At 66.9% G+C, this 21,751-nt stretch carries 21 protein-coding genes and 1 tRNA gene; 9 read left to right on the top strand and 13 right to left on the bottom strand.

Translation table 11 applies throughout. From position 1 onward, the window contains the following. Nucleotides 1–295, top strand: a 295-nt coding sequence (locus RHOSA_RS23860) for a transposase (protein ID WP_211234262.1), incomplete at its 5' end; no start/stop codon positions are given. Between the two features lie 172 nt (nucleotides 296–467). On the opposite strand, the gene RHOSA_RS23855 is transcribed toward RHOSA_RS23860, so the two are convergent. From RHOSA_RS23855 to RHOSA_RS23840, 8 genes are all read right to left on the bottom strand, one after another. Further along, on the bottom strand, nucleotides 468–995 hold the full coding sequence (locus tag RHOSA_RS23855) for an MmcB family DNA repair protein (RefSeq protein WP_081728879.1): 528 nt from the start codon (nucleotides 993–995) through the stop codon (nucleotides 468–470). 183 nt (nucleotides 996–1,178) lie between these two features. Next, on the bottom strand, nucleotides 1,179–1,676 hold the full coding sequence (locus RHOSA_RS0119380) for a hypothetical protein (RefSeq protein ID WP_027289951.1): 498 nt from the start codon (nucleotides 1,674–1,676) through the stop codon (nucleotides 1,179–1,181). 89 nt (nucleotides 1,677–1,765) lie between these two features. Further along, a complete protein-coding gene (locus tag RHOSA_RS23850; protein ID WP_156092862.1) occupies nucleotides 1,766–2,470 on the bottom strand; it encodes a coiled-coil domain-containing protein in 705 nt (234 codons plus the stop codon). A gap of 198 nt (nucleotides 2,471–2,668) precedes the next feature. After that, nucleotides 2,669–2,745, bottom strand: a tRNA-Arg gene (locus RHOSA_RS0119370). A 92-nt stretch (nucleotides 2,746–2,837) separates the two neighbouring features. After that, on the bottom strand, nucleotides 2,838–3,494 hold the full coding sequence (locus RHOSA_RS0119365) for a hypothetical protein (protein WP_027289950.1): 657 nt from the start codon (nucleotides 3,492–3,494) through the stop codon (nucleotides 2,838–2,840). Nucleotides 3,495–3,581: 87 nt separating this feature from the next. Next, nucleotides 3,582–4,289 (bottom strand): PAQR family membrane homeostasis protein TrhA, encoded by a 708-nt coding sequence (gene trhA, locus RHOSA_RS0119360; protein WP_051432365.1) that lies wholly within the window; start codon nucleotides 4,287–4,289, stop codon nucleotides 3,582–3,584. Nucleotides 4,290–4,338: 49 nt separating this feature from the next. Beyond that, the gene (locus RHOSA_RS23845) at nucleotides 4,339–5,442 is read right to left on the bottom strand and encodes an alpha/beta hydrolase (RefSeq protein ID WP_081728877.1); all 1,104 of its coding nucleotides are present in this window, start codon (nucleotides 5,440–5,442) and stop codon (nucleotides 4,339–4,341) included. A gap of 93 nt (nucleotides 5,443–5,535) precedes the next feature. Continuing rightward, nucleotides 5,536–6,639: an ABC transporter ATP-binding protein gene (locus RHOSA_RS23840; protein ID WP_081728876.1), complete on the bottom strand. Its 1,104-nt coding sequence runs from the start codon at nucleotides 6,637–6,639 to the stop codon at nucleotides 5,536–5,538. 217 nt (nucleotides 6,640–6,856) lie between these two features. Here RHOSA_RS23840 and RHOSA_RS0119345 point away from each other — a divergent pair, with 217 nt between their 5' ends. The 6 genes from RHOSA_RS0119345 (at nucleotide 6,857) to RHOSA_RS23830 (ending at nucleotide 13,430) form a co-directional block, all read left to right on the top strand. Beyond that, nucleotides 6,857–7,039: a zinc-finger domain-containing protein gene (locus tag RHOSA_RS0119345; protein ID WP_027289948.1), complete on the top strand. Its 183-nt coding sequence runs from the start codon at nucleotides 6,857–6,859 to the stop codon at nucleotides 7,037–7,039. 61 nt (nucleotides 7,040–7,100) lie between these two features. Continuing rightward, on the top strand, nucleotides 7,101–9,938 hold the full coding sequence (gene polA, locus RHOSA_RS0119340) for a DNA polymerase I (RefSeq protein WP_027289947.1): 2,838 nt from the start codon (nucleotides 7,101–7,103) through the stop codon (nucleotides 9,936–9,938). A gap of 33 nt (nucleotides 9,939–9,971) precedes the next feature. Further along, nucleotides 9,972–10,685 (top strand): pyrimidine 5'-nucleotidase, encoded by a 714-nt coding sequence (locus tag RHOSA_RS23835; protein ID WP_051432364.1) that lies wholly within the window; start codon nucleotides 9,972–9,974, stop codon nucleotides 10,683–10,685. A gap of 139 nt (nucleotides 10,686–10,824) precedes the next feature. Then, the gene (dapD, locus tag RHOSA_RS0119330; RefSeq protein WP_027289946.1) at nucleotides 10,825–11,682 is read left to right on the top strand and encodes a 2,3,4,5-tetrahydropyridine-2,6-dicarboxylate N-succinyltransferase; all 858 of its coding nucleotides are present in this window, start codon (nucleotides 10,825–10,827) and stop codon (nucleotides 11,680–11,682) included. A gap of 21 nt (nucleotides 11,683–11,703) precedes the next feature. Next, nucleotides 11,704–12,846: a succinyl-diaminopimelate desuccinylase gene (gene dapE / locus RHOSA_RS0119325; RefSeq protein ID WP_037256705.1), complete on the top strand. Its 1,143-nt coding sequence runs from the start codon at nucleotides 11,704–11,706 to the stop codon at nucleotides 12,844–12,846. A gap of 2 nt (nucleotides 12,847–12,848) precedes the next feature. Beyond that, on the top strand, nucleotides 12,849–13,430 hold the full coding sequence (locus RHOSA_RS23830; protein WP_051432363.1) for a hypothetical protein: 582 nt from the start codon (nucleotides 12,849–12,851) through the stop codon (nucleotides 13,428–13,430). A gap of 3 nt (nucleotides 13,431–13,433) precedes the next feature. Here the strand turns inward: RHOSA_RS23830 and gpt are convergent, their stop codons facing one another. Together gpt and RHOSA_RS0119310 are read right to left on the bottom strand one after the other, a co-directional pair. Continuing rightward, nucleotides 13,434–13,937: a xanthine phosphoribosyltransferase gene (gene gpt / locus RHOSA_RS0119315; RefSeq protein WP_027289944.1), complete on the bottom strand. Its 504-nt coding sequence runs from the start codon at nucleotides 13,935–13,937 to the stop codon at nucleotides 13,434–13,436. Nucleotides 13,938–14,180: 243 nt separating this feature from the next. Next, complete coding sequence (locus RHOSA_RS0119310) at nucleotides 14,181–15,830, bottom strand: acyl-CoA synthetase (protein WP_027289943.1); 1,650 nt, start codon at nucleotides 15,828–15,830, stop codon at nucleotides 14,181–14,183. A 198-nt stretch (nucleotides 15,831–16,028) separates the two neighbouring features. Here RHOSA_RS0119310 and RHOSA_RS0119305 point away from each other — a divergent pair, with 198 nt between their 5' ends. Next, on the top strand, nucleotides 16,029–17,984 hold the full coding sequence (locus tag RHOSA_RS0119305) for a propionyl-CoA synthetase (RefSeq protein WP_081728875.1): 1,956 nt from the start codon (nucleotides 16,029–16,031) through the stop codon (nucleotides 17,982–17,984). Between the two features lie 388 nt (nucleotides 17,985–18,372). Beyond that, the gene (locus tag RHOSA_RS0119300; protein WP_027289941.1) at nucleotides 18,373–19,155 is read left to right on the top strand and encodes an SDR family NAD(P)-dependent oxidoreductase; all 783 of its coding nucleotides are present in this window, start codon (nucleotides 18,373–18,375) and stop codon (nucleotides 19,153–19,155) included. Nucleotides 19,156–19,335: 180 nt separating this feature from the next. Here the strand turns inward: RHOSA_RS0119300 and RHOSA_RS23820 are convergent, their stop codons facing one another. The 3 genes from RHOSA_RS23820 to RHOSA_RS0119285 form a co-directional block, all read right to left on the bottom strand. Continuing rightward, nucleotides 19,336–19,962, bottom strand: coding sequence for a DUF1013 domain-containing protein (locus RHOSA_RS23820; RefSeq protein ID WP_081728874.1), 627 nt, complete (start codon nucleotides 19,960–19,962; stop codon nucleotides 19,336–19,338). 315 nt (nucleotides 19,963–20,277) lie between these two features. After that, nucleotides 20,278–20,568 (bottom strand): sll1863 family stress response protein, encoded by a 291-nt coding sequence (locus RHOSA_RS0119290; RefSeq protein ID WP_027289940.1) that lies wholly within the window; start codon nucleotides 20,566–20,568, stop codon nucleotides 20,278–20,280. A 122-nt stretch (nucleotides 20,569–20,690) separates the two neighbouring features. Then, nucleotides 20,691–21,686, bottom strand: coding sequence for an NAD(P)H-quinone oxidoreductase (locus RHOSA_RS0119285; protein ID WP_037256693.1), 996 nt, complete (start codon nucleotides 21,684–21,686; stop codon nucleotides 20,691–20,693). Between the last annotated feature and the right edge of the window lie 65 nt (nucleotides 21,687–21,751).

Genomic DNA, 21,751 nt, shown 5'->3' with positions numbered 1-21,751 from the left:
GATCAAGGAATGTCAGCTGGATATGTTCGCCGACCGCACCAGCGCGGCGACCATGAAGGCCAACCAGCTCCGCCTATGGTTCGCGTCGATCGCCTACGTCCTGCTCGCGGCCCTGCGCCGGATCGCACTCGCGCACACCCAGCTGGAGAAGGCGACCTGCGGGTCGCTGCGCCTGAAGCTCATGAAGATCGGCGCGCAGGTAACGGTCACCGTTCGTCGCATCCGCGTCGCCATGGCCTCCGCCTGCCCCTATGCTGAGGAGTTCGCCCTGGCGCACGCCCGATTGTGCCGTTGATCCGCGCGACCCGCGCTACCGTCACCCGCCAATCAACAACGCTGGACCCGAACTGACCTGGTAGCGCCCACGCGGCGCAAGGATCAGGCATGCCTGCGTCGCTCTGGATCACACAGCAACCGTCGACTGCACCCCACGACGACGGCTCAGAAGCCCTGGTGAGAAAAGCGGGCTAAACATCCCCGGCGAACGCCGTCGGGTCCTGGGCGCGCAACAGGCGCTGGCTGGCGACCTGGGCGAAGCGCAGGGTCACCGCGCGGCGACGGCTGGCGTGAAGCTTCGATTCGGTAGGCGATTGCACCGTCTGCGCGTCGTAGGGATCGGCCACCAGGATGCCGCAGTCCTGCGGCAGCAGATCGCGCGGGAAGTCGGGCGGGACCGCGAAGTAGAAGCGGTCGCAGAATTCGAGATACGTCTGCCACTTGGCATCGGCGCGGAAGTCAGCGCGCGAGGACTTGACCTCCACGATCGTGATCCCGCCCTGGCCGTCGAGCGCAATGACATCGGCGCGTCGGCCGCCTTTTAGCGTGAACTCGGTCAGCGTGCCCCAGCCATGGCGCGCGAACGCCCGGCAAACGCCGCGCGCCAGCCGCTGACCCGGCTGCAGCCCGCCGAGGATCTCTTCATCGGTGTCATCGGACGCGCCCACAGGTGCGGTCGGTAACGAGTCGGACGGAGCGAAGGTGTCGGGCGCGGCCATGACAGCCCCTGTTGTCGGTTCCACGCTTTCATCGCTGGCCAGCGATTAACCGCCGGTCAGGGCGAATCGGAGTCGAGCGGGTACGAAACTGGACTATATCATGAACAAAACAGGGTCATGAGTCGAGTCGTCCGAGTCGCACCGTGTGTACCAAACGCGAACGCAGGGCTGTGCAGCGGCTGCCTAGATGTGCCCGGAGCGAGCCTTCTCGACGGCGTTCACCGTCAGCGCGATCACCGCCAGCGCCGCGACGTCGGGCAGCAGGGAGCTGTTCAGGTAGGCGACGTCGACCGCCCAGACCAATGCCTGGTCAAGACCGCCGGTCAGGGTTCCTAGCCGGCCCAGGATCAGCAGCAGCAGGTGTTTGGCGACCGCGAAGGTGGCGAAGCCGGCAGCGACCTTCTCGACCTGACGCTTCAGCGCGCCATCCTGGTCGGGCAGGCGCGGGGCGACCAGGGTACGATAGGCGATACCGGCGGCCAGTGCATGCGCCCCCAGGAACGCTGCGCTGCGCAGGTAAATCCCTGGTTCGGCCAACGTGACGATCAGCATCAGGACGAAGGCGATCACCACTTGCCCGGCGACGAACGCGGCCGTTGGCCCGTTGCCGGCATCGTCGGCGACATCGGTGTTGGTAAACCAGGTCTGCTTGGAACGCGTCGTTTGCGAACCGGACGCCATGACAGGACCTCCCCGCTCGTCACGATGATCGGGGACAGGTAGCGATCCGACGTGCGCGTTGTAAAGAGGCCGTCAGATGCCGCGGCGGCCTAGGGGTAGGCGCAACTTTCCCATGTCACCCGGGCGAAGGCGCGGTTGTCGCCCTCGGTAATGGTGAAGCGGTGCTCCTGGTCGCCGATCACCACCGAGTAGTTGATCGGCAGCTTGCCCTTGACCTGCTCGTTCTCCCCACCGACGCGGTAGAAGGTCGCGGTGAGTTCCGCGCTTGGATCGTACCAAGCTTCCGGCTGGCCTTGTGCGTTGGTCGCGGAAGGGCCGCCGGCGGTTACGGTGATCCGGCGGCTGGCGAAGGACACGGAACTGCTGGCCCCGGTCGACAGCGGCGTCTGGACGATGAACCGCTTGGTCACTGGCCCGCCGGTGCATTCGCGCTCGGTGCTTGCCTTGTGAATCACGAAGCCGAGTCGATCGGCCGAGACGCCCTCTTCCAGGCGCGCGCGGACCAAGTCGAGCAATTCGGCGGGCTCCCCTTCAGGGACCTCTTGCTGGTAGCGCTGACGCCACTGGGCGAGCTTTTCCTGGGTGGCTTCCAGATCGTTGCGCAGAGCGCGTTTTTCCTCGCCTGAGTCCTGCAACCGGTTTTCCAGGGTGGCGACCCGATCCTCCAGCTGCTCAACCTCGATTCGAGCGAGCTGCCGGGCGGTCTCGTAGGCGAAATAGAAGGCAGCCCCCAGCGCGGCGAGGATCAAGAGCCACTTGATCATCGACCAGCGCCGTTGGCGCTTGCGGCGCATGCGGGTTTCTTGAAGACCGAGGCTCATCGCGCGAACGGATATCCGTGAGGCAGCGGTTAGGCAAGGGCGGTCACGATATTGCCCCGGCGATTGGGCACGACGATTCGGGCACGCGCAAGGCAAACCCACCGCGACCCATGCAACAAGGGGCGGGTGGCCCCGACTTTCTAGCGTTTGCAGACGAGGGCGCGGGAGAGCTGGTGGACCCGGCAGGATTCGAACCTGCGACCTTCGGCTCCGGAGGCCGACGCTCTATCCAGCTGAGCTACGGGTCCTGCGTCTCAACGCGGGCCAGACCATAAGCCCTCTGCCCCGGCCCGACAACCGGGTTTCAAGGGCGATCGGTCAATCCGTGTGCCCGGCGGACCTACTGTCGCATCATGCCGCCCATCGGGCCGCCCTGCATGGAGTCGGGCAGCTTTGACATGTCCATCACGCGGGTGCCCTGGGGCAGGGTGAACAGCGCGTTCGGCTGGTCGCCGCGCACGACCTCCTTGAGGGTGATCCGGATTGGCGACCTGCTGCCGTCGGAAAAGCGCACCGTGCCGGCCAGCTTCGCGCGGATCCCATCGTCGGTGACCCAGGCATGGCCGTCGAAGACGGTGCCGCGCCCGTTGTCGCCGGCGATCCGGTACTTGGTGGTGTCCAGGCCGTTCACCGTCTCCTGAGCGACCGGATCGGCATCGAAGCCCTGCAGGTCGCCCGAATCGAGGTCGCGCATCGCGCGTTCGTATTTCATCTTCATCGCGGCGTTCCTGCCCGGCATCAGCATCAACAGCTCTTGGTCCGCCGGGCGGGTGATGATCGCGACCGTCTGCCCGTCCACGTGCATCTCGCGGCGCTCGCGCAGACCGTCCCGGTAGACGGTGGCCTGCAGGCTGCGCCCGCCCTGAACCTCGACGGTCTCAACCGCCTTGTAGCTGGTCTGCGGGCCCGGGACTGGTTCGGCGGCCGCCGGGCGGGGGCCGGCGATCTGCGTAAGGGCGGCCAGCAGCAGCGCAATGAAGGGCAGGCGGATAGACATAGTGGGCAGGACCTCCCGATCGATCGCGTCTTGTTGGTTGTTCGGCTCATCCGCCCGCGTCGCGTCTGGCCGCGCCCCTGTCGTGCCTTACCCCAGAACCGACAGGCTGATGGCGAGGTAGTGCAGGCTGGCGGCGGCCAGGACGAACAGGTGCCAGAGCGCCTTGTGATAGGTGGCGTGCTTCATCAGGTAGATGCCGACGCCGGCGGTGTAGGTTACGCCACCGGCCAGCAGCAGCCAAAGGGGGGCTGGCGCGACCGACTCGATCAGGGTGTTCAGCGTCATCACCACGCTCCACCCGAGCAGCAGGTAGAGCGCGATCGACACCCGTTCCAGCCGGCGCGGGAAGGCGATCTTGAGCGCGGCCCCCGCGAGGGCACAGACCCAGACGAAGGCGGTGAAGCCCGCGCCCCAGGCGCCGCCCACCTTGACCAGCATGAACGGCGTGTAGGTGCCGGCGATCAGCAGGAAGATCGTGGCGTGGTCGATCGCGCGCAGCCGCTCGATCCGGTGTTCGGCCCGGGTCATGTTGTACGTGGCGGAGAACACCAGCATGGCGATCAGCGTCGCCGTGTAGAGCAGCAAGCTGACCCAGGTGAGCGCGCCCGCTTCGGGGGTCAACGCCGCGCGGCCCAGCATGACCGCAGCTGCGATCAGGCCCAGCGGCACGCCCAACAGGTGGACGACCGCATCCGCCCGGCGGCCGCGCCGGGCCTGCGCATAGGTCAGCGGGTGGTCGCGCCGTTCGGGCGTGGTGGCGTCGTCCAGGTGTGGTTGTGCGGCCGGATCGCTCATGGCGTGTGCAAGGGTAATACCCGTCTTGCCTTTTGCGAAGGGTGGGTCGCTATTCCACCCCCGCCCGGATGCGTTTGGGCCGGGGCCGTGACTGAAGGCCATCCTGTTCGAGCGCGGCCTCGGCTTTTGCGTCGGCGCCGGAGGGGAGGGGGCCTTGGCCGCCCTGCACGATCCAAGCGCGGATGTCGCGCCAGACGGTGGGGGCGTGCAGGTCGCGCAGCATCATGTGCCAGCCGGTGCCATAGAGCGCCCGGGTCTGTCCCTCGGGAATCCGGCGCCACAGCTTCTCGGTCGGTTGCGGCGGCACGATCTCGTCGCGCCGGCCGTAAAGCGCCAGGGTCGGGACCTGCAGCGCCGGCGCGGCGGCCAGGGCTTCTCCCATCAGTTGGGTCAGGCCGTAGATCGCATCCACACGGCTTTGCGAGATCACCAGCGGATCGCGGGAGAACTGGCGCAGCATCGGGATATTGTCGGAGGGCAGGCGGTCCAATTCCGCCCCCGAGAGGGTCATCCAAGGCACCGTGTAGGCGGTCAGCCACAGGGCCGCGCGCTGATAGAACGGCATTTCCGAGATCGCCCAGACCGCCGGAGCCGCCAGCACCGCGCCATCGGCTCCGCCCAAATCGCCGCGTCCGGCCGTGGCCAGAATGACCGCGCCGCCCATCGACGCGCCCATCAGGTAGACGGGCGTGTCCGGATGGCGCTGGCGGATCAGCCGCGCGGCCGTGCGCGCGTCGGCGACCAGTGCGTCCGTTCCGGGCCACAGGCCGGCGTGGTCCGTACGGCCAAAGCCCCGCTGGTCGTAGGCGTAGAGTGCGATGCCGTGCTGTGCGAACCAACGTCCCGGCAGGGCGAAGGCGTGGGCGTAGTCATTGAATCCGTGCAAGGCGACCACGGCCGCCTCGGGGGCGTCGTCCGGTAGCCAGCTTTCGAGCGGCAGGCGCGCACCGTCCGGCATGACGAGCGCGCCGTCAGCCAGCCGCGGCTGTTGGGTTGCCGCGCCTGGCGGAACGGTCTTCGGCGCGCAGGCAGCGAGAAGCAGCAGCAGGGTAAGGGAGACGAGGCGCCGGACGTTCGCCGTCGAACGTCCGGCGTAATGCGCGGAGCGCGCCCCGCTCAGCGGGAAGACGACATACTCAAGTATCGCCTTCATGCTGAGCTGTCGGTCCTGAGCGGGACGCACGACCGGCACGCCCACGCGCGTTGGACGGCAACCGCGGGCACCGGGCGCCCAACGGCCGATCCCCTAGGACGCCGCCTTGGCGGGTTCGGCGTCATCGGCTTCGGCCGTCGAGGTCAGCTGGAGGAAGATATCCTCCAGGTCGGTCTCCTCGGTGGAGACGTCGACGATCGTGAGCCCGGCGCTGCGGACGGCTTCCAGGATTTGCGGCACCGGGCTTTCGCTCGCGCGGTAGCGGAAGACCAGACGGCCCTGGCGGTCCAGCTCTGGCTGGAAGGGCTGCAGGGCCGCCGGCACGGCCTCCACCGGCTCGGCGACGTTGAGCGCGAGCGCCTTGGTATCGAGGCGTTTCAGAAGCTCCGGGGTGGTGTCGCAGGCGATCACCTGGCCGTGGTTGATGATCGCGATCTCGTCGCACAGTTCCTCGGCTTCCTCGAGGTAGTGCGTGGTCAGCAGGATCGTGGTGCCGCGCGCGTTCAACTGGCGCACGTGCCGCCACAGCTGCCGGCGCAGTTCGACGTCGACGCCCGCTGTCGGCTCGTCGAGCACCAGGATCGGTGGATCGTGCACCATCGCCTTGGCAACCATCAGCCGCCGGCGCATGCCGCCGGAGAGGGTCCGGGCATAGGCCTCCGCCTTATCGCTCAGGCCCATGACCTCCAGCAGCTCGTCGGTGATCCGCTCGCTCTTCGGCACGCCGTACAGGCCGGCCTGCAGGTCCAGGAGCTCGCGCGGGGTGAAGAAGGGGTCGATGTTGAGCTCCTGCGGCACGATCCCGATCGCCGAACGCGCCTGGCGCGGGTTGCGATCGATGTCGTAGCCCCAGAGCTTCATCGTGCCGTCGGTCTTATGGACCAAGCCGGCCATGATGTTGATCAGGGTCGACTTGCCGGCGCCGTTCGGGCCCAGCAGGCCGAACAGTTGACCGCGGCGAATGTTCAGGTCGACGCTGCGCAGCGCCTTCTTGGCTTCGCCCTGGCCGCTGGCGCGGTAGGTTTTGTTCAGCGCCTTGACCTCGACCGCGTCCTCGGGCAGGTCGGCGCTGTCGGCCGCGCCGGCTTGGCCGGGAGCGACAGCGCTGGGATGGGGCGTAACGTTGCCCTGGACCGGCGTATCGGCGTCGCCGGTCGGGCGCGGGCTATCTGTCTGGGTGTCGTGATCGCGGGGCATGTCCACCAGATGGGCGGCGCGCCGCCGCCTTCAAGCGCATAAGGGCAACAAGGCGCGCTCGGGCGACGGCGGCGATTGATCGCAAGCCGCGCTTCGCTATCATCGCCCCCGCGCCCGGTCAACGCGGTCCCCGCGCGGCGCCCACTGGCAGCTGCCATGCGCCGGTCGCAAGCCGGGCCGACGCCCACCTCTCACGATGTTAAGGACGCGAGCCTTCATGCAGCCAGTCGAGACGGTCTACGTCGAGGCCGAAACGGTCCCCTGCGACGGTGGCCCGAACCCCGCCCTGGGCCATCCCCGCGTGTTCCTGAACATGGAAGGGCGCGGCCAGGTGGATTGCCCCTACTGTGGGCGCCGTTACATCCTGAGAGAAGGCGCCAAGGCCGGCCACGGCCACTAAGGCATCTACGGCCACGGCCGCGCGCCTCTTGTTTACACCCGGTGGAGCCACGGGAAGCGTCATGGCGAGTGAGAGTCCCGCCCAGCAGGCGGAAAAGCCATCCCCGTCGCAGGCGGGCACGGAGAGCCAGGCCACGTCTGGGGCTGATGTTCCAGGCGGCGTCCGCCATCTCTACCTGATCGACGGTTCCGGCTACATCTTCCGGGCCTACCACAAGCTGCCGCCGACGATGACGCGCCCTGACGGCACGCCGACCTTCGCCGTCTACGGCTTCATCAACATGCTTCTGAAGCTGTTGCGCGACATCGGGGACCGCGAGGCGATCGCGGTGATCTTCGATGCCAGCGGGCACAGCTTCCGCAACGACATCTACCCCGACTACAAGGCCAACCGGCCGGAGATGCCGGAGGATCTGGCGCCGCAGATTCCGCTCTGCCGGGAGGCGGTGCGTGCCTTCAACATTCCCTCGATCGAGGAAGAGGGCTACGAGGCGGACGACCTGATCGCCTCCTACGCCAAACTGGCCGAGCAGCAGGGCACCAAGGTCACGATCGTCTCGAGCGACAAGGACCTGATGCAGCTGATCCGACCGGGCATCGATATGATGGACCCGATGGATGGCCGTCTGATCGGGCCCGAGGATGTCGAGAAGAAGTTCGGTGTGCCGCCGGAGAAGGTGGTCGACGTACAGGCGCTGTGGGGCGACTCGGTCGACAACATCCCAGGCGTCCCCGGCATCGGCCAGAAGATCGCCGCCGAACTGATCCAGCAGTACGGCGACGTCGAGACGCTGCTCGCCAAGACCGGCGAGATCAAGCAGAAGAAGCGCCGCGAGAACCTGGAGACCTACGCCGAGCAGGCGCGCATCTCCCGACAGCTGGTCCGGCTCGACGACGCCATGACGTTGACGCACGGACTGGAGGATTTGCGGGCACGCGAGCCCGACCCGCAGGTGCTCAAGGGCTGGCTGGAGGAGCAGGCCTTTACCTCGCTGCTCGCGCGCCTGGACCTGGAGGGCGAGAAGTCCGACCAGCCCGCCCCGGAGGCGGCGGAGGCCGAGTACGAGCTGGTGCAGACGCAGGCACGCCTGGACGCCTGGATCGCCGAGGCGTTCGATCGCGGTGTGGTCGCCTTCGACGCGGAGACCACCTCGCTGGATGCGCTGAGTGCGGAACTGGTCGGGGTGTCGCTCGCAACCGCACCGGGACGCGCTTGCTACGTGCCGCTCGCGCACACCGGCGAGGGCGCGGGCGAACTCGACCTCTCCGGCAAGGGGGCACCGAGCCAAGTCGACTTCGACGCGGCGCTGAAGGCGTTGAAGCCGCTCCTGGAAGACCCGGGCACGCTCAAGATCGGGCAGAACATCAAGTACGACCGGGTCGTGCTGGCGCGCTACGGCCTCAAGATCACGCCGATCGATGACACCATGCTGCTGTCCTACGTGCTGGAGGGCGGGCAGCACGGCCACGGCATGGACGAGCTTGCTCAGCACCACCTCGGCTACAAGACGATCGCCTACAAGGAGGTCGCCGGGACCGGCAAGGCGCAGGTCACGTTCGACAAGGTCCCGCTGGACAAAGCGCTGGATTACGCTGCCGAGGATGCGGACATCACCTTCCGTCTGCACGCGCTGCTCAAGCCGCGGCTGCTGCCGGAGAAGATGGTCAGCGTGTACGAGACGCTGGAACGTCCGCTGTCCCAGGTGCTGACCGACATGGAACGGGCCGGCGTCAAGGTTGACCCGGCGGTGCTGAAGGAGATGAGCCGCGACTTCGGCGAGCGCATGGAGCAGCTGGAGGAGCAGATCTACCAGCTGGCCGGCAAGCGCTTCACCGTCGGCTCGACCAAGCAGCTGGGCGAGATCCTGTTCGACGAGATGGGTCTGCAGGGCCAGCGCAAAGGCAAGTCCGGCGCCTACTCGACGGACGCGGAGGTGCTGCAGACGCTGGCGAACCAGGGCCACGACCTGCCGGCGCGCGTGCTCGACTGGCGGCAGATCCAAAAGCTGAAGTCGACCTACACCGACGCGCTGCAGGACGAGATCAACAAGGATACGGGGCGGGTGCACACCGCTTTCCAGCAGGCGGTCGCCTCCACCGGCCGCCTGTCCTCGAGCGATCCCAACCTGCAGAACATCCCGATCCGCACGGAGGAGGGGCGCAAGATCCGCCAGGCCTTCGTCGCGGAGAAGGGCCAAACGCTCCTGAGTGTCGACTACTCGCAGATCGAGTTGCGCCTGGCCGCGCACATGGCCGAGGAGAAGAGCCTGCAGCAGGCCTTCCGCGACGACGCCGACATCCACGCCATGACCGCAAGCGAGGTGTTCGGTGTGCCGGTGGAGGGCATGGACCCGAGCGTCCGCCGCCAGGCCAAGGCGATCAACTTCGGCATCATCTACGGCATTTCGCCGTTCGGCCTGGCCCAGAACCTGGGTATCGAACAGTCGGCGGCGAAGCAGTACATCGACACCTATTTCCAGCGCTATCCGGCGATCAAGGCGTTCATGGACGCCAAGAAGGCCTTCGCCAAGGAGCACGGCTACGTCGAGACGCTGTTCGGCCGGCGGATCTACCTGCCGGAGATCAAGTCGAAGCAGCCGGGCCGCCGCTCCTTCTCAGAGCGTGCGGCGATCAACGCGCCGATCCAGGGCTCCGCCGCCGACATCATCAAGCGCGCCATGATCCGCCTTCCGCGCGCGCTCGACGACGCCGGCCTGAAGGCGCGGATGCTCTTGCAGGTGCACGACGAACTGCTGTTCGAGGTGCCGGAGGCCGAGCTGGACGCGACCTCCAAGTGCGTGCGCGAGGTCATGGAGCAGGCGGCCGAACCGGTCGTCGAACTCGCGGTACCGCTGGTCGCCGAGGCCGGCACCGGCAGCTCCTGGGCCGAGGCGCACTAGCGCGTCCCCTGCGCTGCAGCATCTGGCAAGGCCATGACCGACCGCGCGACATCAGCCGACCCGCCCGCTGCCGAGCCGGTCTGGCTGTTCGACCTGGACAACACGCTCTACCCCTACGCCTGCCGCCTGTTCGATCAGGTCGACCGGCGGATGGGGGAATTCGTTGCCGGTTATCTCGGTTTGGATGCCGTCGAAGCGCGCGCGGTGCAAAAGCGCTATCTGCGGGAGTACGGCACCACCCTGACCGGGCTGATGCGGGTCCACGGCTTGGATCCGGAGCGTTATCTCACGTACGTGCACGCGATCGACCTGTCGCCGGTCGACCCGGCGCCAGAGCTCGATGCGGCGCTCGGCCGGCTGCCTGGGCGCAAGCTGATCTACACCAACGCCAACACCGGCCATGCGGACGCCGTGCTGAATAAGCTCGGCATCGCGCACCACTTCGAGGCGGTGTTCGACATCGTCGCCGCCCGTTTCACGCCCAAGCCGCACCGCGAGCCGTTCGACCGGCTGCTGACTCAGCATGGCGTCGATCCGAACGGCACCGTCTTTTTCGACGACATGCCGCGTAATCTGGCCCCGGCAGCGGACCTCGGCATGACCACCGTCTGGGTGGAAAGCGACAGCGAGTGGGCGCGTTTGGAATACACCGGCGAGGAGCCGTTCGTGCACCATCGCACGCGTGATTTGACCCGCTGGTTGGACGCCCGGGCCGGTCAGGCGCCAGGGCGGATCGCGAAAGCTTGACCGGCCCCCGCGGCTGACGCATCGTCCGCGCGGTTTTCGACCCCGGCGCGGCCCCGATTTGCGGGCGCGCGGCCGGGATGCGCGTTGCGCGACCACCCGCACATTAGATCGAACGTCAGCCACGGAGCTTGAAGCCGCCATGAACCGCGAAGACCTGCAGCAGGCGATCGACCAGGCCTGGGAGCAGCGCGGCGAGATTTCGCCGGAGACCACGGGCGTGATCCGCGATGCCGTGGAACTCGCCCTCGATGGGCTGGATTCCGGGGCCTATCGCGTCGCCGAGAAGGTCGACGGCGAATGGGTCGTGCACCAGTGGCTGAAGAAGGCGGTGCTGCTGTCCTTCCGCCTGTATCCCAACAAGACCATCCTGGGCGGTCCCAAGGATCAGGCGTTCGGTGAGGCGGCCTGGTTCGACAAGGTGCCGAGCAAGTTCGGTGACTGGACCGACAAGCACTTCCAGGAGGCGGGCTTCCGCGCCGTGCCGGGGTCGATCGTCCGGCGCACCGCGTTCATCGCGCCCAACGTCGTGCTGATGCCGAGCTTCGTGAACGTCGGTGCGCGCGTGGATAGCGGCACCATGGTCGACACCTGGGCGACCGTCGGCTCCTGCGCGCAGATCGGCCAGAACGTGCACCTGTCCGGCGGTGCCGGCATCGGCGGTGTGCTGGAGCCGTTGCAGGCGAATCCGGTGATTATCGAGGACAACTGCTTCATCGGCGCCCGCGCGGAGGTCGCCGAGGGCGTGATCGTCGAGGAGGGCTCGGTCCTCTCGATGGGCGTCTACCTCGGTCAGTCGACCAAGATCGTCGACCGTGAGACCGGCGAGATCTACCGTGGCCGGGTGCCCAGCTACTCGGTCGTCGTGCCGGGGACCATGCCGGGCAAGAACCTCCCCGACGGCTCGCCCGGGCCGGGGCTGTACTGCGCGGTGATCGTCAAGCGGGTCGACCAGCAGACCCGTGACAAGGTCTCGATCAACGAGTTGCTGCGCACCTGAACCCGCTCTACCTAGCTGTCCATGACCCAGCCGCTCGACCCGATCGCCTGTGCGCAGGCCCTGATCCGCTGTGAAAGCGTGACGCCCGTTGACGGCGGCGCGCTCGACACCCTGCAGGAGATGTTGGGGCGGCTAGGCTTTAGCTGCACGCGCCTGCCTTTCCAGGAGGACGGGAGCGAGCGGGTCGATAACCTGTACGCCGAACGCCGTGGGCCGGCCCCCAACGTGTGCTTCGCCGGGCATACCGATGTCGTGCCCGTCGGCGATCCGGCGGACTGGTCGGTACCGCCGTTCGCGGGAGAGGTGGTGGACGGCGCGCTGATCGGCCGTGGCGCGGTCGATATGAAGGGGGCGATTGCCGCCTGGGTCGCGGCCGTCTCCCGCATCCCGCTGGAGGCCGGCACGCTGTCACTGCTGATCACCGGTGACGAGGAAGGCCCGTCGGTCAACGGCACGCGCAAGGTGCTGGATTGGCTGGCCGATCAGGGGATTACGCTTGGCTGTTGCGTGGTCGGCGAGCCGACCAGTGGCGTGCGTCTGGGCGATACCGTGAAGATCGGCCGGCGTGGCAGCCTGAACGCGACCGTCACCGTCTACGGGACGCAGGGCCACACGGCCTACCCCCAGCATGCCGACAATCCCGTGCATCGTTTGGCGGCGGCGCTGAACGATCTGGCGTACGAGCCGTTCGATCAGGGGACGGAGCATTTCGAGCCGACGGGCCTACAGGTCACCAGCGTGGATGTCGGGAACCCGGCGACCAACGTGATTCCCGCCCAAGCGACGGCGAAGCTGAACGTCCGTTTCAACGACCTGTGGGATTCGGCCGCGATCGAGCGTTGGATTCAGGAGCGCCTGGATCGTCACTGTCCGCGCAATGAATTGTCAATGCGCGTTTCCGGTGAATCCTTCCTGTGCGCGCCGGGGCCCCTGTCGGACGCGCTGGTCGGTGCTTGCACCGAGGTCCTGGGCGCGCCGCCGGAGCTTGGCACCGGCGGCGGCACCTCGGACGCGCGCTTCATCAAGGATGCCTGCCCGGTCGCCGAACTTGGCCTGAAGAACGCGACCGCCCACCAGGTCGACGAGCACACCCGTGTGGACGAGCTGTATCGCCTGACCGACGTCTACGAGGCGGCGCTCAGACGGTTATTGGACGGCATTTAGCGATGTGGCCGGCGCCGCCCGCACAGGAGGTTCTGTCCGGTCTTTACGGCGCCTGGCGGCTGCTCAAGCGCGATCCGCAGCAGGCGGAAGCCTGCTTTCGCGCGGACGCGCAGGGCTTCTGGAATTCCTTCTTCGCCGCGATTCTGGTCGCGCCGGGCTATGTTGTGCTGGTTGCCCTGCACCTGGCGGGCGGCGGCGTCTCGGCGGACTGGATCTCCACCTTTCTGATCCATACCGAAGCGTACGTGCTGACCTGGGTCGCCTTCCCGCTGGCGATGTTCTACCTCGCCATCGGCCTGCAGCGTCCCGAGCGATGGGTGCCCTTCGTGGTCGCCTTCAACTGGTCCAAGGTCATCCAGCTTGCGATCTACCTGCCGCTGTCGCTGCTTGCGGCGGTTGGTTTCGGGGGCGTGCAGGGGGCTGCCCTGATCACGCTGGTCGCGCTGGCGGCCGTGCTGATTTACCAGTGGTACGTGACCAAGACGATGCTGAACCTCGCGGGGCTCCCGGCCGCCGGTCTGACGTTCCTCGATTTTACCCTTGGCCTGTTCATCACCAGCGCCGCGGATGCCGCGCTGGCGTAGCGGCTACCGCGGCCGCTCGACCGTCTTCCAGATCGGCTGGGTGGCCTGAGGCTCGGTGTCCCAGGGGAATAGAATCCAGGTGTCCTGAGATACCTCGGTGACGAAGGTGTCGACCGTCGGCCGGCCGTCAGGCTTGGCGTAGACGGTGCCGAGGTGCGCCTGGGGCAAGAGCTTACGCACCGCTCGCGCGGTCTTGCCGGTATCCACCAGGTCGTCGATGACCAGCCACCCCTCGCCGTCGCCGACGTCCTGCTTGACGTTTTTCAGGACGTGAAGCTTGCCCTGGTCCTGCTCGTCGTAGGAGGCGATCGACAGCGTATCGATCGTCCGGATTTCGAGTTCGCGCGCGACGATCGCCGCCGGCACCATGCCGCCGCGCGTGATCGCGATCAGGCCCTTCCAGGGCCCCATTTGGACCAGGCGCCAGGCGAGCGCCTTCGAATAGCGGTGCAGTTCCTCCCAGGAGACGGGAAAGGGCTTGTAGACGGGCGGCTGCTGCTCGCTCACGGCTGCACGGGCTCCAAGGTTGCGGCGAGATATTGCGGCTTGAAAGCCTGCGTCTTAGCGGAAGCCTTGGGCGCAGGGCAAGGGCGGGACAGGGAGTCCCCTCAAGACTTTCGCGCTGACGCCTGCACGCGAGCGCGCCTGCGCGCGGTTACGACGCAGATCGCCTGCATACGAAACCGTGAGCGCCCGGCGCGACCGATCCGGACTCGCTGTCAGGCGGGGCCAGGGCTTAGCCCTCACCCCTCACCCCTCACCCCGCGCGATCTCCTTCGCGCGTTCGCGCAGCTGGAACTTCTGGATCTTGCCGGTCGAGGTCTGGGGCAGCTCCTCGAACACGATGTGCCGTGGCGCCTTGAACTTCGCCATGTTTTCGCGGGCGAAGGCGATCAACTCGTCGGCCGTGGTGGCTTCATAGCCGTCGGCCAGCTCGACGAAGGCACACGGCGTTTCGCCCCATTGCTCGCTCGGCATCGCGACGACCGAGCAGGCGGTGACCCCCGGGTGCTTGTAGAGGACGTTCTCGACCTCGATCGACGAGATGTTCTCGCCGCCGGAGATGATGATGTCCTTCGAGCGGTCCTTGAGCGCGATGTAGCCGTCCGGCTCGGTCACGCCGAGGTCGCCGGTATGGTACCAGCCGCCGGCGAACGCCTTGTCGGTCGCTTCCGGGTTCTTCAGGTAGCCCTTCATCACGACGTTGCCGCGCATCAGCACTTCGCCCAACGACTTCCCGTCCCAGGGGAGTGGTTCCATCGTTTCCTGGTCGGCGACGATGACGCCCTCCTGGACCGGATAGGCGACGCCTTGACGGGCCTTCTTCTCGGCCTGCTCCGTCATCGGCAGCGCGTTCCAGTCGTTATGCCAGGCACAGGTGACGGCGGGTCCATAGACCTCCGTCAGGCCGTAGACGTGGGTTACCTTGAAGCCTTCGCCCTCCATCCGTTCGAGGACCGAGGCTGGCGGCGGGGCCGCGGCGGTCATGACGTTGACGGTGTGTGGCAGGTCGCGCTTTTCGTCATCGCCGGCGTTCAGCAGCATCTGCATCACGATCGGTGCGCCGCACAGGTGAGTAACGCCCTTGTCCGCGATCGCGTCGTAGATCGGCTTGGCCGCCACCTGGCGCAGGCAGACACTGGTGCCCGCCATCGCGGCGACCGTCCAGGGGAAGCACCAGCCGTTGCAGTGGAACATCGGCAGGGTCCAGAGGTAGACCGGCTGGCCGCCCATCGACCAGGTGAGCACATTGCCGACCGCGTTCAGATAGGCCCCGCGGTGGTGGTAGACGACGCCTTTCGGGTTGCCGGTGGTGCCGGAGGTGTAGTTGAGGGTGATCGCCTCCCACTCGTCCTCGGGCATCCGCCAGTCGAACTCGGGATCGCCGCCGGCCAGGAAGTCTTCGTATTCGATGGACCCCAGGCGCGCACCGGGCTTAGCCGCCTGAGGATCGGCGATGTCGACCACCGGGATATCCCGGTCGATTTGCTCGAGCGCAGCCTGGATCGTGGGCGCGAACTCGGTGTCGGTGATCAAGAGCGATGCCTCGCCGTGGTCCAGAATGTAGGCGATCGTCGCTGCGTCCAGCCGAACGTTAAGCGCGTTCAGCACCGCGCCCGTCATCGGCACGCCAAAGTGCGCCTCCCACATCGCTGGGATGTTGGGCGCCATCACAGCGACCGTATCGCCAACCCCGATCCCGCGCTGATGCAACGCGGAGGCGAGCCGGCGGCAGCGGACGTACGCCTCGCGCCAGCTGTAGGACCAATCGCCGTGGCGGATCGCGGTGTGGTCCGGGTAGACCTGGGCCGTGCGCTTGAGGAACGACAGCGGCGTCAGCGGCACGTAGTTTGCCGGCGTCTTGTCCAGATGCCGCTCGTAGATGGTGTCCGCGCTCATGCCTGCTCGAAACCTCCCGCTCGTCGTTTGCGGCGCGGCCAGGGGTGGGCCGAACCGGTTTTCGGATTGATCGCGCAACGCGAGTACGCGCGCTTGCCTTGAGCCACGTCAAGGCCGTCGGCGGTCGGCCCGGTATGGTTTTCGCGCAAGGCCAACGTCGGGATTTGAACGGCCGGTCGGCATGGCGCATGCTGGCCGATGAACAAAAAGCAGGCCGACCGACCGCGGCCCGGACAAAACGACACGAACGGGGGTATCGCAATGGGCGACTACAAGCAGACCTTCCGCCGCTCCCTGGACGATCCGAACGGCTTCTGGGCGGAGGCGGCCGAAGGGGTCGCCTGGGACAAGCGCTGGGACAAGGTCCTGGACGACAGCGATGCTCCCTACTATCGCTGGTTCACCGGTGGCCGGCTGAACACCGCTTACAACTGCCTTGACCGCCACGTCGAAAACGGGCGCGCGGCGCAGTTGGCGCTGATCTGGGACAGTCCGGTCACGGGGCAGGTCGCCAAGTACACCTTCGCCGAGCTGCGCGACGCGGTCGCGCGCTTCGCCGGCGTGCTGAAGGCCCAGGGCGTGGGCCATGGCGACCGGGTGATCATCTACATGCCGATGATTCCGGAAGCCGCGATCGCCATGCTCGCCTGTGCGCGTTTGGGCGCGGTGCACTCCGTCGTGTTCGGTGGGTTCGCCGGTCATGAGCTGGCCAAGCGTTTCAACGACGCGCAGCCGAAGGTGATGGTAACCGCCTCCTGCGGCATCGAGCCGGGCCGGATCGTGGACTACAAGCCGCTTTACGAGCACGCGCTGGAGGAAGCCACGCATGCGCCGGAGACGGTGATCGTCAAGCAGCGCGATACGCAGCGCTGCGACCTGACGCCGGGGCGCGATGTCGATTGGGACGACGCGATGGCCACGGCGACCCCCGCCGACTGCGTCAGCATCGCGGCGACCGATCCGCTCTACATCCTCTACACTTCGGGCACCACCGGTCAGCCCAAGGGCATCGTGCGCGACAACGGCGGCCACGCGGTCGCTCTGACCTGGTCGATGAAGACGGTCTATAACGTCGACCCGGGTGAGGTCTGGTGGACCGCCTCCGACGTCGGTTGGGTGGTCGGCCACTCCTACATCGTCTACGGCCCGCTGTTGAACGGCAACACCACCGTGATGTTCGAGGGCAAGCCGGTCGGCACGCCCGATGCCGGTACCTTCTGGCGGGTGATCCGGGATCACGGCGTCGTCTCGCTGTTCACTGCGCCCACGGCCTTCCGCGCGATCCGCCAGCAGGACCCCAACGGCAAGCGGATCGGCGATTACGACATGCCGCAGTTCCGCACCCTGTTCCTGGCGGGCGAGCGGTGCGACCCGGACACGCTGTACTGGGCGCAGAACAAGCTGAACGTGCCGGTGATCGACCACTGGTGGCAGACCGAAACCGGCTGGGCGATCGCCGCCAACCCGATGGGGCTCGAACAGTTCCAGGTGAAGGCCGGCTCGCCGACCGTGCCGGTACCGGGCTGGGACGTCCGCGTCCTGGACGGCGAGGGCCAGGAGATGCCGCGCGGCAAGATCGGCGCAATCGTCTGCAAGTTGCCGCTGCCGCCGGGGGCGCTGCCTACCCTGTGGCAGGCGCGCGATCGGTATCATCAGGCCTACCTGGAGGCTTTCCCCGGCTATTACCGAACCGGCGATGCCGGCTTCTTCGACGAGGACGGCTATCTGTTCGTGATGGGCCGGACCGACGATGTCATCAACGTCGCCGGTCACCGCCTTTCCACCGGCGCGGTCGAGGAGGTGCTGGCGGAGCATCCGGACGTCGCCGAGTGCGCGGTGGTTGGCGTGCGCGATGAACTCAAGGGACAGTTGCCGGTCGGCCTTGTCGTGCTGGCCGCTGGTGTCGACCGTGCGAACGCTGATATCCAGAAGGAATGCGTGCAGCGGGTGCGTGACGAGATCGGTCCCGTGGCCGCGTTCCGTCACGTCGCCGTGGTCAGCCGCCTGCCCAAGACCCGCTCGGGCAAGATCCTGCGCGCTACCATGCGCAAGATGGCCGATGGCGAGCAGATCGAGGTGCCGCCGACCATCGACGATCCGGCGATCCTGGACGAAATCAAGCTGTCCCTGCAGGACCTGGGCTTTCGAATCTAACCATGCCGCGTCGCCGTCGCCGAAAACGCTCGGGCCGTCCCCGCCGCCTGCTTGTCGGGTTGCGCCTCTTGTTGCGCGCTTGGGCGCGCCAGCGCGAGGCGGCGGCCCGCCTGAGCCTGGTGGACAGCCTGCAGTCCCAGGTCCCGGATAACCGCTCGCAGGGTCCCTGGCGCGGGGCGTGAACAGCTGGGGGATGTGCGCGGTCATAGGGATGATGACGTCTTCGCGCATGCCCCTGCCTTTCCGATGTCTCGATGCTGGCTGGGGCGGCGCGCGTAGGGGTGTACGCTCCGGCCCTCGGCAGACAAGATGCTCAAGCCGTCATCCGGTGTTCCCGTCACGCCGGCCGTCTGTATCTGTTCGATCAGTCTGAGGGAGAGCCAACGTCATGCGCCTGGAGAACAAAGTCGCCGTCATCACCGGGGCCGCACGTGGGATCGGGCAGGCGATTGCCGAGCGGTTCGCGCGGGAAGGCGCGAAGGTCGTGCTCGCCGATGTGCTGGACCAAGAGGGCGAGCAGGCGGCCGAGGCGATCCGGCAGGCGGGCGGCGAGGCCGCTTATGTCCACTGTGACGCCGGCGACAAGGCGTCGGTGGATGCGCTGATCGCCAAGACCGTCGAGCTGTACGGCCGGGTCGACACGGCCGTTGCGAACGCCGCCCTGGTCGCGGTCAGCGAGTTTCTGGAGTTGACCGAGGAAGACTTCGACCGGGTGATCCGTGTCAATCTGAAGGGCGTTTTCCTGCTGGGCCAGGCGGCGGCCAAGCAGATGGTGGCGCAGGGCGGCGGCGGCACGCTGATCAACATGTCCTCGGTCAACGCGGTGCTCGCGATTCCGCAGATCACGCCCTACGTCACGGCCAAGGGTGGGATCAATCAACTGACCAAGGCGGAATCCCTGGCACTGGCGCCGCACGGCATCCGCGCCAACGCGATCGGGCCGGGGTCGATCGGCACGGATATGGTGCGCCAAGTGAACGCCGACCCGGAAAAATGGCGTGGCCTGATGTCCCGAACGCCGATGGGCCGGCTGGGCGAACCGGATGAGGTCGCCAAGGTCGCGGTGTTCCTGGCGAGCGAAGATTCCAGCTACATGACCGGCCAGTGCCTCTACCCCGACGGCGGCCGGCTCGCGCTGAACTACACGGTTCCGCCGCCGGAGGAGGCTTAGCGACAAGCTGCGCTTGTCCGAGCTTGCGCGCACAAGAGCTTGGTGGACGACCGTAGAGCCAATGGGGCGCGGTGCTGAAGATCGTGCCGCCCGCCGAAGGCCCTTCAATACGAAAACGGCGCGACCCTATCGGATCGCGCCGTTTTCGTGCTCCAGGCGACCGTCCGTGGCGGGCGCGGCTCAGTAGTCCTCGCCGCCGCCTCCCGGGATGTCGTCGTTCGGTTGCGCGGCCGTCTCGGCGCCGGTCTCGGCCGTGGCGTCCTGTTTCTCGCCCGGCTTGCGGGCTTGTTGGCGGCGCGCGGTTTCGATCGTTTCGTTCAGTTCGGACTGCGTGCACAGACCCAGCAGGACGGGATCGCGCTGGCGGATGTTGGGGGAGTTCCAGTGCGTACGGTCGCGGATCGCCTGGATGGTGTTCTTGGTCGTGCCGATCAGCCGGCAGATCTGCGCGTCCTTCACCTCAGGATGGTTGCGCAGGATCCAGGCGATGCCGTCCGGCTTGTCCTGGCGCTTGGCGATTGGGGTGTATTTCGGCCCCTTGGTGCGCGAGACCGGTTTCGGCAAGTCGCTTTTCGCGGGCTGCAGCTTGGCGCTGGGGTTCTTCTGGCAGCGCTCGATCTCCTCGCGCGTCACCTCGGCGTTGGCGATCGGGTCCATGCCCTTGATGCCGGTGGCGACCTCGCCGTCGGCGATGCCTTGCACCTCCAGCGGGTGCAGGCCGCAGAACTGGGCGATCTGGTCGAAGGTAAGCGCGGTGTTTTCCACCAACCACACGGCGGTGGCTTTGGGCATCAACGGCTGAGCCATTTCGTTCGTCCTCCTTGCGCGACCATAGCATCCCGCACGCCAAGCGCGCGCGAGCGCCTTAGAGGCGCGCATCTTGCGGTTTGGTGCGGCCGATAACCGATCGGCGCGCGGCCGTTGCCTCTCGCTTCAGCGGCCGTCAACGCCAAAAAGCGCCCGTGCGTCCAGCACGAGCGACTTCGGCACCATCGGCATGTCCGGGTGACCGGTTGCAAATATAAGGGCGAACGGACGCGCAAGAAAGGCCGATCCGCGCCACCGGCGGCGGGAATTTGCGATCCCGTCGCCGGTGGCTGATTTTACAGCCTAGCCGAACGCTTAGCGGAAACGGCTCCAGGCATCCCTGACCGCCTTGTCCATGTTGTCCCAGGCGCTGTCGATGCCCTTCTTCACGTCGTTCCAGGCACTTTCACTCGACCGACGCAAGGTGTCGAGCTGCTCCTGCATCTGCTGCTGCTGCTTGCGCAGCTTATCGATCTGCTCTTCGTACTGCTCGCGTGCCTGGGCCGTTGCCTGATCGGCCTTGTCGCGGAGCTTATCGATTTCCGCGTTCCATTCGTCGATCTTGGCTTTCAGCTGCTCTTTGTACTGGTCCTTGCTTTCAGCCATCGTATCGCTTCTCCTTCGTGTCTTAGCCTTTCACTGCACTCAAGAGGTGGGAATGCACCAAGCGCGATAAAAGGCAGGTCACAGGATCGCCATGATACCCGTGATCGTTCTGACACGCGCGCTCACATTGTGAGTACGATCTTGCCGATATGGGTCGAGCTTTCCATCAGGGCATGGGCGTCCCCCGCCTTTTCGAGCGGAAAGGTCTGATGGACGAGCACCTTGGTGCGACCCTGCTCCAGCAGGGGCCAGACGTGGCGGTGCAGTTTCCGCGCCACGTCGGCCTTGAAGGCGACTTCCCGTGCGCGCAGCGTTGAACCGGTGATGGTCAGGCGTTTCAGCATGACCGGGGCGAAGTTGACCTCCGCCTTCGGCCCGCCCAGGAAGGCGATGAAGACAAGCCGGCCTTCCGGCGCCAGCGCCTTGATGTCGCGCGGGATATAATCGCCGGCGACCATGTCCAGGATCAGGTTGACGCCGCCTTGCGTCTGGCTCTTCACGACCTCGACGAAGTCTTCCTCGCGGTAGTTGATTGCCCGGTCGGCCCCCAGCTCCGTGCAGGCACGGCACTTCTTCGGCGTGCCGGCGGTCGTGAAGACGCGCGCCCCGAACGCGTGCGCCAACTGGATCGCTGTCGTGCCGATCCCGCTTGAGCCGCCATGAACCAGGAACGATTCCCCGGCCTTCAGCTGGCCGCGGTCGAACACGTTGGAGTAGACGGTGAAGTATGTCTCGGGGATCGCGGCGGCATGCACGGCGTCGAAGCCGGCCGGCCAGGGCAGGCATTGCGCGGCTGGCGCGGTGCAGTACTGCGCGTAGCCTCCGCCGGTGACGAGCGCCGTCACCTTGTCGCCGATCTGCCAGTCGCCCGCGTTCGCGCCGAGCGCGGCGATTTCGCCCGCGATCTCCAGACCAGGGATGTCGCTGGCGCCCTCCGGCGGCGGGTAGCCGCCCTGGCGCTGCATCACATCGGGCCGGTTGACGCCCGCGGCCTCGACGCGGATCAGCACGTCGTCGTGGCCGGGTGTGGGCACCGGGCGTTCGGTCGGGGTTAGCACCTCAGGACCGCCGGACTGCGGAATCTCGATCGCGGTCATTGTCTGCGGCAGGTCGGCCATCAGCGTTCTCCTGGCTGTGCGGCAGGGCTCTCGCCTCGCGCCGACCGCTCTAGTATCCTCGCGCG

Origin of the sequence: Rhodovibrio salinarum DSM 9154, assembly GCF_000515255.1 — a bacterium.
GTDB classification, from domain to species: domain Bacteria; phylum Pseudomonadota; class Alphaproteobacteria; order Kiloniellales; family Rhodovibrionaceae; genus Rhodovibrio; species Rhodovibrio salinarum.
Note: the sequence above shows the minus strand (reverse complement) of the source record. Positions and strands in the feature narration are given on the sequence as shown.

Excerpts from the sequence above, each read along its gene's own strand:
- RHOSA_RS23855 (WP_081728879.1), bottom strand. The coding sequence starts at position 995 with ATGGCCGCGCCCGACACCTTCGCTCCGTCCGACTCGTTACCGACCGCA.
- RHOSA_RS0119380 (WP_027289951.1), bottom strand. The coding sequence starts at position 1,676 with ATGGCGTCCGGTTCGCAAACGACGCGTTCCAAGCAGACCTGGTTTACC.
- RHOSA_RS23850 (WP_156092862.1), bottom strand. The coding sequence starts at position 2,470 with ATGCGCCGCAAGCGCCAACGGCGCTGGTCGATGATCAAGTGGCTCTTG.
- RHOSA_RS0119365 (WP_027289950.1), bottom strand. The coding sequence starts at position 3,494 with ATGTCTATCCGCCTGCCCTTCATTGCGCTGCTGCTGGCCGCCCTTACG.
- trhA (WP_051432365.1), bottom strand. The coding sequence starts at position 4,289 with ATGAGCGATCCGGCCGCACAACCACACCTGGACGACGCCACCACGCCC.
- RHOSA_RS23845 (WP_081728877.1), bottom strand. The coding sequence starts at position 5,442 with ATGAAGGCGATACTTGAGTATGTCGTCTTCCCGCTGAGCGGGGCGCGC.
- RHOSA_RS23840 (WP_081728876.1), bottom strand. The coding sequence starts at position 6,639 with ATGCCCCGCGATCACGACACCCAGACAGATAGCCCGCGCCCGACCGGC.
- RHOSA_RS0119345 (WP_027289948.1), top strand. The coding sequence starts at position 6,857 with ATGCAGCCAGTCGAGACGGTCTACGTCGAGGCCGAAACGGTCCCCTGC.
- polA (WP_027289947.1), top strand. The coding sequence starts at position 7,101 with ATGGCGAGTGAGAGTCCCGCCCAGCAGGCGGAAAAGCCATCCCCGTCG.
- RHOSA_RS23835 (WP_051432364.1), top strand. The coding sequence starts at position 9,972 with ATGACCGACCGCGCGACATCAGCCGACCCGCCCGCTGCCGAGCCGGTC.
- dapD (WP_027289946.1), top strand. The coding sequence starts at position 10,825 with ATGAACCGCGAAGACCTGCAGCAGGCGATCGACCAGGCCTGGGAGCAG.
- dapE (WP_037256705.1), top strand. The coding sequence starts at position 11,704 with ATGACCCAGCCGCTCGACCCGATCGCCTGTGCGCAGGCCCTGATCCGC.
- RHOSA_RS23830 (WP_051432363.1), top strand. The coding sequence starts at position 12,849 with ATGTGGCCGGCGCCGCCCGCACAGGAGGTTCTGTCCGGTCTTTACGGC.
- RHOSA_RS0119310 (WP_027289943.1), bottom strand. The coding sequence starts at position 15,830 with ATGAGCGCGGACACCATCTACGAGCGGCATCTGGACAAGACGCCGGCA.
- RHOSA_RS0119305 (WP_081728875.1), top strand. The coding sequence starts at position 16,029 with ATGAACAAAAAGCAGGCCGACCGACCGCGGCCCGGACAAAACGACACG.
- RHOSA_RS0119300 (WP_027289941.1), top strand. The coding sequence starts at position 18,373 with ATGCGCCTGGAGAACAAAGTCGCCGTCATCACCGGGGCCGCACGTGGG.
- RHOSA_RS23820 (WP_081728874.1), bottom strand. The coding sequence starts at position 19,962 with ATGGCTCAGCCGTTGATGCCCAAAGCCACCGCCGTGTGGTTGGTGGAA.
- RHOSA_RS0119290 (WP_027289940.1), bottom strand. The coding sequence starts at position 20,568 with ATGGCTGAAAGCAAGGACCAGTACAAAGAGCAGCTGAAAGCCAAGATC.
- RHOSA_RS0119285 (WP_037256693.1), bottom strand. The coding sequence starts at position 21,686 with ATGGCCGACCTGCCGCAGACAATGACCGCGATCGAGATTCCGCAGTCC.